We start from the raw sequence: 11,000 nt of genomic DNA, 5'->3' as shown, positions 1-11,000 counted from the left end.
CAGCGCATTGACCGCACCATCGATGTGTTCGTGCGCGAAGGCCTGCTGCAGAACGTTAACGATGACGACGGCGGCATCCTGGCGCGCAACACCGGGCAGACCGACGAGGTGTTCCGCCTGCGGGCGACCCGTGCTAAAAATCGCCCGCCCATCGCTTAGATCGATCCAAGACGACGCTGCGATGGCCGGGAGTTGGGGGAGCAGCAACAGGACGTACCAGGCCACGCGCGCGGCGCCACTGGCAGTTGCTTGGCGACAGCGACAAAGTCACTTCAAATTAGATCGATTCAAGTTGTCCGTGCCACGTCACCGGATCAATCCATGAGAGAGGGAGAGATGGGAATGAAGCATTCAACACGTACGCATGGCCAGGACGCATTGTCGTTGGCCATCGCGCTGGCCTTGGCCGCCGCCGTCATTCCGGGTGGCGCCGCCGCGCAACAGGCCGCTTCCACCGGCTCGCAGGACGCCACCACCCTGGACAGCGTCCAGGTCACCGGCTACCGCTACGCCATTGAAAAGAGCCTCGAGCAGAAGCGCGACGCCAACGCGGTGGTCGAGGTGATCACCGCCGAGGACGTCGGCAAGTTCCCCGACAAGAACGTGGCCGACGCACTGCAGCGCGTGCCCGGCGTGGTCATCACCCGCAGCGGTGGCGAAGGCAAGAGTGTCAGTGTGCGCGGCCTCGCGCCGGACCTGACCCTGACCCAGTTGAACGGCAACTTCGTCGCCTCGTCGGAGACCAACAACGAAGCGACGCGCTCCTTCAACTACACCCTGCTGCCATCGAACATGTTGTCCAGCGCGGAGCTGTTCAAGTCGCCGGAAGCACGCATCGACGAAGGCGGCATCGGCGGCACGGTCATCCTGCATACCCGCCGCCCGCTGGACATGGAATCCAACTCCGGCTACGTGAACCTGGAGGGCACCACCTCCGATACCAGCCACGATGTCGATCCGCAGGCGTCCGCGCTGTACTCGTGGCACAGCAAGGATGAGCGCTTCGGCGTCCTCGTCGGCGTGACCCAGCAGAAGCGCACCACCCGCACCATGGAAGCCAGCACCGAGGACTACCAGTGGTACGGCAATGGCACCACGGCCCGCGATGCCAACGGCAACCTGCTGGAGCAGGATGGCATCCACTACTGGTGGGGCCAGTCCGGCTTCAACAACCAGGCTGGCAAGAACTACAGCGAATTCTTCATGCCGACCTCGGTGAACTTCGCGGTGAAGGAAGAAAAGCGCGAGCGCAAGGGCGGCCAGCTGACCTTCCAGTTCAAGCCGGTCGACAACGTCACGATGACCGCGAACTACTTCCGCTTCGAGCTGCAGGGTGACTACACCCAGAACATGCTGAAGGTGCCGGAGTGGAACCTGGCCCGCTACAACCAGGACGGCAACTGGGCCGGCGGCCGCCTGCTCAACGGCCTGGATTTCGACCCGAGTGGCAGCATCGTCACGGGTGCGCAGTACCAGAAGCTGGCCGGAAAGACCTATTACTGCAGTGAGGAAGAAGCAGCGGCAGCCGGCCTGGAACCCGGTGGCTGGGGCCCGGACGACTGCACCATCCCCACTCCGCAGCTCACCGGTGGATACAGCAAGGAAAAGGCACTGTCGCAGACCGCCGACCTGACCATCGACTGGGATATCAGCCCGCTGTGGAAGGCCTCGTTCACTGGCGGCCGCACCTGGTCCGAAGGTGGTCCGTCGATGAATTTCCGCATGTCGGCCAAGCCGCGCCGCAAGGTTGGCAACCAGTGGCAGTCCGGCAACCAGTACACCGCCTGGGACCTGACCGGCACGCCGTCGGTGCAGTTCTCGCCGGACCTGCAGCAGCAGTTGATGGCGGGCGTGGCCGAAGTCGATACCGGCTCGACCGATTCGTCGTGGATGCAGACCGAGGTCAAGCAGAACTACTTCCAGGCCGACGTCACCAAGCTGTTCGAGGCCGGCTGGCTGGATTCGATCCAGTTCGGCGCCAAGTACCGCGATGGCAAGGTCCACCGCAACACCGGCAACACCTATTGGGTGTGCCCGGGCCTGGATCCGTCCGACTATGACAACAACCGCTACCAGGCCGGTTGCGATCCGACCGCAGGCGATGCGCAGCCGGGCTTCTTCCTGTCCAACCCGATCAGCAACATCACCGGCGCGTTCAACGCCAACGTGTTCCCGGGCATCAACTACCCGGCCTACATCGACTACCTGAACAAGACCTACGGTGGCTCGCACAACCGCACCGAAGAAGACTTCGTCTACGACGTCAACGAGAAGATTTATTCCGGCTACTTCCAGGCCAACTTCCGCACTGAGCGGGTACGCGGCAACATCGGCGTGCGCGTGGTGCGGACCAAGCAGTTCGCCCAGTCCAGCGATTCGGTCGAGCGCTTCAACGACTATTTCGTCGACAACGCCAGCGGCGCGCCGATGAGCTGCGATGATCCGGCCGCCGACCCGAACCTGCGCTGCCAGGGTGGCTTCGTCCGCCTGCCCGACCCGCAGGTGCGCGACAAGGTGTATGCCCTGTCGTCGCTGGAAAAGACCTATACCGACGTGCTGCCCAGCTTCAACATTGCCTGGGACATCACCGACAACCTGGTGCTGCGTGGCGCGGCGTCGAAGGTGGTCGCGCGCCCGAGCTACACCAGCATCGCCTATCCCGGTGGCCTGCGCTACATCAGCGAAGAGTACGCCAACGACCGCCGCGTCACCGGCGGCACCGACACGCCCGGCTGGTACGGCTCGGGCAGCAACAAGGCGCTGGAACCGTTCAAGGCGGTCCAGTTCGACCTGGGCCTGGAGTGGTACTTCAAGCCGGGCGCGGTCGCAGGTGTTTCGCTGTTCCGCAAGAACGTGGACAACTTCACCGTGCCGGTGGTGCGCGACCAGCAGATGAACGTCGGCGGGCAGTCGGTCACCGTGCAGAAGTACGAGACCCAGGCCAATGGCCGCGATGGCGTGTCGCAGGGCGTGGAACTGTATGGCCAGTACACGTTCGACTTCGGACTGGGCGTGCAGGCCAACTACACCTACAACGACACCAACCTGGCCTCGATCGTGCTGGATGGCGAGGAAATCGGCTCCTCGCCGCTGGTCGGCAGTGCCAAGAACCAGGCCAACGTTACGGTGTTCTACGAGAACGACAAGTTCCTGGCGCGCGCCTCGTACAACCGTCGAGGTGAAGTGGTCGGCGGCCTGAACAATGGCATGACCACCTACACCAAGCCTTACAGCCAGCTTGACCTGAACGTGGCCTACAACCTCACCCCGGACTGGACGGTGACCGCGGCCGTACTGAACGCCACCAAGTCCGAGCTGCGCAGCTACATCGGCAACGACAGCCAGGCCCGCCTGCTGTCCAATCTGTACGCCGGGCGCCAGCTGTATTTCGGCGTGAACTGGAAGTTCTGAGGCAGCGCCGGGCCTGGCCCGGCGCAGTCTTGCCCGCCCCGACGGGAATGGTCCTCCACGGCAGCCGCGCTGGTACAGGCGGCTGCCGTTTTCATTTGCCTGCACCGCCGTTCAGCCACCTGCTTGACCCTGCCATCGTTGGAAGGTGCACACTGGTTTCACCTCACGAGCACCGAAGGAGCTACAGATGGAATTCCATGTTGACGGCATGACCTGCGGCGGCTGCGCGCGCAGCGTGACCCGCGCGATCCAGCAGATCGATCCGAGCGCCAGTGTGGTGGCCGATCCGCCGACCGGCCTGGTCAAGGTGCAGACCACCGCATCACAGGAGCAGGTGTTCGCCGCGCTGAAGGATGCGGGGTTCCCGCCGCGCACTGCCTGATCCCCTGCTTTCTGCCACAGCGGAGCCCGCCCCCTGCACTGTCACTGGGCGGGCTTTTCAGTGCATGCGAACATGAAAACTCAGTGCTTGCGTGCGCGGCGGCGCACCGCGCCGGTCTTGGCCGCTTCCACCGGCAGCGGAGCCTCATCGTCTTCACCCAGCCGCTGCAGGATCGGGCATTCCGGGCGCTCATCGCCGGCACAGCAGCGGATCAGCGATTTCAGCGTGTCGGCCATCTGCCGCATGTGCTCGATGCGCTGTTCCAGGTCGGCGATGTGCTGCTCGGCCAGCTGCTTGACGTCGGCACTGTGGCGCGACGTGTCGTTCCACAGGCCCAGCAGGTCGCCGATCTCGGCCACCTTGAAGCCGAGATCGCGCGCGCGGCGGATGAAGCGCAGGCGATGGATGTCGGCCTGCGAATACGCCCGATAGCCCGACTCCGTTCTATCCGCCGCAGGAATCAGGCCGATCTGTTCGTAGTAGCGGATCATTTTCGCCGACACGCTGGAGGCCTTGGCGGCGTCACCGATATTCATGCGATTCTCCTTCAGTGGGTCGCAACGGCGGCATCCGCCATTGGCGGCTGGAAGCGGCGCAGGCGCAGTGCGTTGCCCAGCACGAACACACTGGACAGCGCCATCGCACCGGCCGCGAACACCGGCGACAGCAGCACGCCCCAGGCCGGGTACAGCACCCCGGCGGCCACCGGAATCAACGCGGTGTTGTAGGCGAAGGCCCAGAACAGGTTCTGCCGGATGTTGCCCAACGTCGCCTTCGATAGCGCAATGGCGTTCGGTACGCCCTGCAGGTTGCCCGACATCAGCACCACGTCGGCCGATTCCACCGCGATATCGGTGCCGGTGCCGATGGCCAGGCCGACATCGGCCTCGGCCAGTGCTGGCGCATCGTTGATGCCGTCACCAACGAAGGCGACGTGGCCGTGCGTGGCCTTCAGCCGGCGCACTGCCTCGACCTTGCCTTCCGGCAGCACCTCGGCCACCACTTCATCGATGCCGAGCTGGCGCGCGATCGCCTGCGCGGTCCCGGCGTTGTCGCCGGTGATCATCGCCACCTTCAGGCCCAACCGATGCAGTGCCGCGATCGCTGCCGGGGTGCTCGGCTTGATCGGATCGGATACCGCGATGATCGCAGCCAGGCGACCGTCGATGGCGGCATACAGCGGCGACCTGCCCTGCGTGCCGAGTTCCGCCGCCAATGCTGCGAATGCAGTGATGTCCACGCCCAGGTCGCGCATGAAGCGATCGGCACCGACCTCCACGCGTGCACCCTCGACACTGGCCCGCACGCCCATGCCGGTGACCGATTCGAAGTCGACCATGTCCGGCAACGTGATGCCCTGCCCGGTCGCGGCATCAACAATCGCGCGGGCGATGGGATGCTCCGAGCGCGACTCCACCGCGGCCACTGCCGCCAGAACCCTGTTGCGATCGAAGCCGGCAGCAATCTCCAGGTCGGTCAGGCGCGGGCGGCCTTCGGTGAGCGTGCCGGTCTTGTCCACCGCCACCACCTGCGCGTCCTTCAGCAGCTGCAGTGCTTCGCCCTTGCGGAACAGCACGCCCATTTCGGCGCCACGACCGGTTCCGACCATGATCGAGGTCGGCGTGGCCAGGCCCATCGCGCACGGGCAGGCAATGATCAGCACCGCCACCGCATTGACCAGTGCAAAGCTCAGTGCCGGCGATGGACCGAAGATCAACCAGACCGCGAAGGTCGCCAGCGCGGCCAGCATCACCGCCGGCACAAACCACAACGTGACCTTGTCGACCACCGCCTGGATCGGCAGCTTCGAGCCCTGCGCCTGTTCGACCATGCGGATGATCTGCGCCAGCAGGGTCTGCGCGCCCACGGCCGTGGCCCGCACCGTCAATGCGCCCTTCTGGTTGACCGTGCCACCCACCACGCTGCTGCCCGGCAGCTTCTCGACCGGAATCGGCTCGCCGCTGATCATCGATTCATCGATGTAGCTGCGGCCTTCAACCACCTCGCCATCCACCGGCACGCGCTCGCCCGGGCGCACTTCCACCAGGTCGCCGCTCTGCACTTCATTGATCGGGATGTCGACCGCGCGGCCGTCACGGATCACATGGGCCACCTTGGCCTGCAGGTTGACCAGGCGCTTGATCGCTTCAGAGGTGCGGCCCTTGGCCCGGGCCTCCAGGAAGCGGCCGAGCAGGATCAGCGCGACGATCACCGCCGCCGCTTCGTAGTAGACGTTCACCGTGCCCGGCGGCAGCAGCCGCGGTGCAAAGGTCGCTACCACCGAATAGCCGAACGCCGCGGCGGTGCCCACCGCCACCAGCGAATTCATGTCCGGCGCCAAACGCAGCAGCGCCGGGAACCCCTTCTGGTAGAAACGGCGGCCCGGAATGGCCAGCACCAGCGCGGTCAGCACGAACTGCAGGTACCAGCTGGCCTGCATGCCGAGGGTGGACATCACCCATGCGTGCATGCCGGGGATCAGGTGCGAACCCATTTCCAGTACGAACACCGGCAGTGCCAGCGTGGCCGCCACGATCAGGTCGCGCTTCAGTTCGGCGCGCTCGGCATCCTTCTTTTCCGCAGCCTGGTCATCGGACTGCGCACCCGCCTCGATCACACGTGCGTCATAGCCGGCCTTGTCGATCGCGGCGACCAGCGCAGCCACGTCCGCCATGCCACGCACTGTGGCGCGCTCGGTGGCCAGGTTGACGCTGGCCTGGCTGACGCCGGGCACGGCCAACAGCGCGCGTTCGACACGGCCCACGCAGGAAGCGCAGGTCATGCCTTCGACCGCCAGTTCGGTGGTCGCTGCGGGCACGTCATAGCCCACCCGCTCCACTGCCTGGACAAGCGCCGCGCGATCCACCGGGCCCGACGGACGAATGTCCGCCCGCTCGGTGGCCAGGTTCACCGAGACACTGCCCACGCCCTCGACCTTGGACAGTGCTGCCTCGACCCGGCCTACGCAGCTGGCGCAGGTCATGCCCTCGATGGGCAGGCTGATGGTGGAGGGGCTGGCGGGGGCGGCAGCGGCGCGCGGCGTGCTCATGATCGGATTCCCGGGTTTCCTTCTGGATGCGGACAGGCTAAACCTTGCCATCGTGGGAAGGTCAAATCCAGCCTGTCCGCATGCCTGAAGGGGGCGCCGCCCCCGGTGTTCCGTTTCCGCATCCACGCATGGCGTGGATCTACCGGCGGAGGCCGGTCTCCTCAGAAGGTGAACACATACTCCAATGCGAACTCGCGGCCGACCGCGCTCAGCAACCGGGTCGGGGCGAAGTCATAGTCCAGCTTGTACGGGTCCTTGTGGTTCCAGCTGGCCGAATTGAACACGTTGTTGACGTAGACATTGACCTTGGCGTGCTCGGTCACCTGGTAACCCACGTTGACGTTCCAGGTGATGAACGGCCCGACCCGGCCGAAGTAGCGCGAGGTCTGCTGGCCCGCGTTGGGGTTCGGGTTCACCGAGCCATCCGGCAGCTGTGCCGGTTCCAGGCAGTTCAGCGACGGACTGTCACTGGGCACGTAGCCGTCGGCGAACGGCAGGCAACCGCCGGGATTGTCCAGGCGATCGGTGCCCCAGTGATAGCGCACGCCCGGCACCGAACCCACGCGGTCGGCATAGACGTTGGCGTTCCAGTTGCCGCGCTGCCAGGCCAGGCTCGCGCGCAGCTTGCTGCGCAGGTCTCGGTCGCGCCGTTCCGGGTTCGGGTCGTTGGCGTAGCGCTGTTCCTTGGTCGAGATCTGGTTGGTGTAGTTCAGGCCCAGCTGGAAGCTGCCCCACTGCGCGGTTTCCAGGCGATAGCGTGCAGTCAGGTCGATACCGCGCACTTCCCGGCTGGCCAGGTTGAACGGGCCGCGCTCGATCGACACCAGCCGGCCGCTGCTGTCACGGTTCACGCGGGCCAGGATGCCGGCGCAATAATCGCCACCGGCCGGATTGGCCCACGGCGTGCCATCGATGTTCTTGCCGGTCAGGCAGCCGGCCTCGCTGGCCAGCACCTCGTCGGCGCCGACGTCGACGATCATGTCTTCCAGCTTGATCGCCCAGTAGTCGGCGCTGACCGACAGGTTGGGCATCACGTCCCAGACGAAGCCGACCGACCACGAATCGCCGGTTTCCGAACGCAGCAGCGGCGTGCCACGCCGGTTCACGTCGAAGGTGTACCAGACATCGGTGTTGCCCACGCCACAGTTGTTGACCAGGTAGGCACCGCTCTGGATGCAGCGCAGGCGGTCATAGGTCTGCACTTCGGAACTGCTCGGCTGGCCCAGCAGATAGTGCATGTCCGGCGCGTGGAAACTGGTGGCGTACGAGCCACGCACCAGCAGCGATTCGACCGGGCGCCATTCCAGGCCGACGTTCCAGGTGGTCTCCTTCTGGCGGCCGATATCCAGCGTTTCACTGCTGTCATCGGCCTTGTAGTTGCCATAGCGGTCGTAGCGGGCGGCCGCGGTGGCCGTCACGCTCTCCAGCAGCGGGATCTTGAACTCGACGCCGGCCGAGTAACGGGTGCGCTCGCCGCCACCGCGATCGACGTTCTGCAGATCGAAGTCGATGCCGGCGCGCGGGTCCGGGCTGAGGTGATAGCCCTGCTGCGCGACTTCGGCCACGGCGGCGAACGAGATCGGGCCGGCCCAGCCCTGGAACAGTTCGCCGGTGATATCCGCCGAGGCCTGGTTGACCCACGATGACGCGCGGTTCCTGGCGACCGTGCCCATCTGCCAGTACTGGTCCGGCGTGAGCGGATTCCACCAGCGCGATTCGTTCAACGCGTAGATCGCCTCGCCATCGGCGGTGGTACCCAGGCGCGGGCCGAGGAAGTAGTCGTACGATTTCTGCTCGTCGACAACGTTCTGCCGCTCTTCCACGCGGTAATAGGAACGCCCCACCGTGGCGCTCCAGTCAAAGCGTTCGGCAAGACGTCCACGCAGGCCTGCGCTCCAGTCCCAGGACAGCTCGCGGTTGGTGTTGCGCAGGGTATCCAGGCCACCGACTTCGTTCGGAGTGAACTGGCGCACGCCCAGGATCGGACGGTTGCGATTGGCATCCCAGTAATAGCCGTTGTCGTCGTCGATCAGCGAGACGCTGGGCGGGTTGGTGCCCCAGATCGCTTCGGAGTGGTACACCGCCAGGTTGGTCCAGGCCTGCAGGTCGCTGCTGAAATCGAAGGTGGCATACAGGTTGCCGGACACGTTCTCGGCACCACCGGTCAGCAGCCAGTTGGCGTAGTCGGCGCTCATGCCGCACAGGCGGCCGGTGTTGGTGATGCGGTTGGCGGCGTAGTTGTAGACCAGTCGATCGGCCGTGTAGTACTCACCGTCGAACTTCTCGCAGGTACCGGTGGGCGGCGCCAGGCGCTGGCCCGTCGTCGGATCGATCAGCGCCAGCCCGGCCGTGGGACGGAAGCCGACCTTGCGCTGCTCCATGTTCCAGGACGCATACGGCGCATCATCGGCATCGTCCATCTGCGGGCGGTCGCGGCCGAACAACGGATCGCGCTTGGTGTACTGCAACGCATAGGTCACGCTCCAGTTGTCACCCGTTTTGCCGCCGGCCCATGACAGGTCCCAGGTGTCGCGCCCGCCTTCGGTGGAGGTGCCGCCGCGCACGCGCACTTCGTCGCCGTCGTAGTTGGTTTTGAGGATGACGTTGACCACGCCGGCGATCGCGTCCGAACCATAGATGGCCGAGGCGCCGCCGGTCAGTACTTCGATGCGTTCCACCGCTGCGGCCGGAATGTTGCCGTAGTTGGAGAAATTGGTTTCACCGCCATACGGCAGCGGGTAATCGGCCACGCGACGGCCGTTGACCAACAGCAGCGAGCGGTTCGGGCCCATCCCGCGCAGGTTCAGCCCGCTGGCATTGGGCGTGTGCGAACCCCACTGCGAGGCGGCTTCGACGGTACCGGTCGCTTCGGTGAGCGTCTTCAGCGCGTCGTACACGCTGACGAAGCCCTCTTTCTGGATCTGCTGCGCGGTGATCACGTTGACCGGGGCCGGGCCTTCGACACTGGCGCGCTTGATGCGCGAGCCGGTGACGGTGACCGCGTCGAGATCCTTGGTAGACGAGCTTGAGGCTTGCTGCGCATTGGCAGCCAGGGGAAGCAGGGCCAGGATCAGGGCCTGGGACAGCAGGTGGCGACGCTTGCGAACGGACTGAGCCATGGGTGGTTGCTCTTGGAAAGTGTGGACGCGCGGACAGGTGGTGGCGTAGCACGACGGCTGATCCGGGTGCCGGGATCGGTTCACGACCGTCCCAGCCCCCTCCCCTGTGGATCGATCCAAACTAAAGCACAGCTGAACCACGCCGGGCATGCGGCGATGCAGCAACACCCTACGCAATGCCGCTATCAGCCGCAGGTATCAAGAACAATCAAAGGGTTGCGAAACATCGCTGAGAGAACAGCGCACACGTCAATGACACGATCGCGACAACCGCGCGCGGAACGGTTTTGTCCGCCCTCAGCGATTCCCCTCACCCGATCGAGTCGGGACGAAGCGGTCATTTCGGAGGGTGTAGTGGCTCGACGCATCGCCTCCGGGTCCGATACCCCACCACTCGATGGTGATCCCGTCGCCCTGCCAGATGACCGAGGAAAAGTCGGATTCACTGTGGGGCCGCCCTGAGTTCTGGCTGGCCAGAGACAGGGCCTCAAGGCAGCTGCTGATCCGTATCCTACCCCGCTCCACGGGCTCCAGCGGCATCACTTCGTAGACGAAGAGATGGATCTCGCGCCCAGCGCCGCAAAGGCCCATCGGGTTATCCGCGTTGGAATCGAATGCCTGATACAGCGCGCGAAAACGCCTCGCCCCGATTCGATGTGCACGCGTGTCGAGGAACGCGCCCCGCGCGGTTGGCTCAAGCCTCACACCAACCATTTCGGGGTCAACCTGCAGGTCCTTGTCGGCAGCCACCTCCCGCACCCACTCCGGTGCCTGCCCTTCACGTGCGCCGATTGCAATGGCTGGCACCGCGCAGACAAGCAGCAGGAACGGTCGAAACATGCGTGAATTCGTTGGCGAACGACGGTATGAACCACTATCGGCAATCACCGACTGCGCCGCCATGCGACGGCGCACCAGCGTATCCATTTCAACGACTTGGCCTGCCGCCCTAGCCGTTCGAACGTGCTGTAAGCGTCACTTCTTCGGCCGCAACGATGGGCAGGCCCGGGGTCGGAGCCCTTCTGCGAAGGGATCCGAC

General features: G+C 65.1%; 6 protein-coding genes. 2 read left to right on the top strand and 4 right to left on the bottom strand.

The window, feature by feature from the left end; genetic code table 11:
• Positions 1–336 precede the first annotated feature (336 nt).
• On the top strand, positions 337–3,411 hold the full coding sequence (locus ABGA94_RS18610) for a TonB-dependent receptor (RefSeq protein ID WP_053500459.1): 3,075 nt from the start codon (positions 337–339) through the stop codon (positions 3,409–3,411).
• Between the two features lie 187 nt (positions 3,412–3,598).
• Positions 3,599–3,793, top strand: a complete 195-nt coding sequence (locus ABGA94_RS18605; RefSeq protein ID WP_065184972.1) for a heavy-metal-associated domain-containing protein — start codon at positions 3,599–3,601, stop codon at positions 3,791–3,793.
• 80 nt (positions 3,794–3,873) lie between these two features.
• On the opposite strand, the gene cueR is transcribed toward ABGA94_RS18605, so the two are convergent.
• From cueR to ABGA94_RS18585, 4 genes are all read right to left on the bottom strand, one after another.
• Entirely contained in the window at positions 3,874–4,329 is a 456-nt protein-coding gene (gene cueR, locus ABGA94_RS18600; RefSeq protein WP_375367905.1) for a Cu(I)-responsive transcriptional regulator, read from the bottom strand.
• 11 nt (positions 4,330–4,340) lie between these two features.
• On the bottom strand, positions 4,341–6,842 hold the full coding sequence (locus ABGA94_RS18595; protein ID WP_375367904.1) for a heavy metal translocating P-type ATPase: 2,502 nt from the start codon (positions 6,840–6,842) through the stop codon (positions 4,341–4,343).
• A gap of 161 nt (positions 6,843–7,003) precedes the next feature.
• Positions 7,004–9,961 carry a TonB-dependent receptor plug domain-containing protein gene (locus tag ABGA94_RS18590; protein ID WP_375367903.1) on the bottom strand — a complete coding sequence of 986 codons (2,958 nt, stop codon included), beginning with the start codon at positions 9,959–9,961 and terminating at the stop codon, positions 7,004–7,006.
• 297 nt (positions 9,962–10,258) lie between these two features.
• Entirely contained in the window at positions 10,259–10,888 is a 630-nt protein-coding gene (locus tag ABGA94_RS18585) for a hypothetical protein (protein ID WP_329915893.1), read from the bottom strand.
• Positions 10,889–11,000: the final 112 nt, after the last annotated feature.

It is taken from the genome of Stenotrophomonas sp. 3diitr2024 (assembly GCF_042136455.1).
Classification (GTDB): Bacteria; Pseudomonadota; Gammaproteobacteria; order Xanthomonadales; family Xanthomonadaceae; genus Stenotrophomonas; species Stenotrophomonas sepilia.
The sequence above is the reverse complement of the archived record's forward strand: the minus strand, read 5'-3'. Positions and strand labels throughout refer to the sequence as shown.

What these genes read in the sequence shown, in the direction of transcription:
- ABGA94_RS18605 (WP_065184972.1), top strand. Translation starts at nt 3,599, where the DNA reads ATGGAATTCCATGTTGACGGCATGACCTGCGGCGGCTGCGCGCGCAGC.
- ABGA94_RS18590 (WP_375367903.1), bottom strand. Translation starts at nt 9,961, where the DNA reads ATGGCTCAGTCCGTTCGCAAGCGTCGCCACCTGCTGTCCCAGGCCCTG.
- ABGA94_RS18610 (WP_053500459.1), top strand. Translation starts at nt 337, where the DNA reads ATGGGAATGAAGCATTCAACACGTACGCATGGCCAGGACGCATTGTCG.
- cueR (WP_375367905.1), bottom strand. Translation starts at nt 4,329, where the DNA reads ATGAATATCGGTGACGCCGCCAAGGCCTCCAGCGTGTCGGCGAAAATG.
- ABGA94_RS18585 (WP_329915893.1), bottom strand. Translation starts at nt 10,888, where the DNA reads ATGGATACGCTGGTGCGCCGTCGCATGGCGGCGCAGTCGGTGATTGCC.
- ABGA94_RS18595 (WP_375367904.1), bottom strand. Translation starts at nt 6,842, where the DNA reads ATGAGCACGCCGCGCGCCGCTGCCGCCCCCGCCAGCCCCTCCACCATC.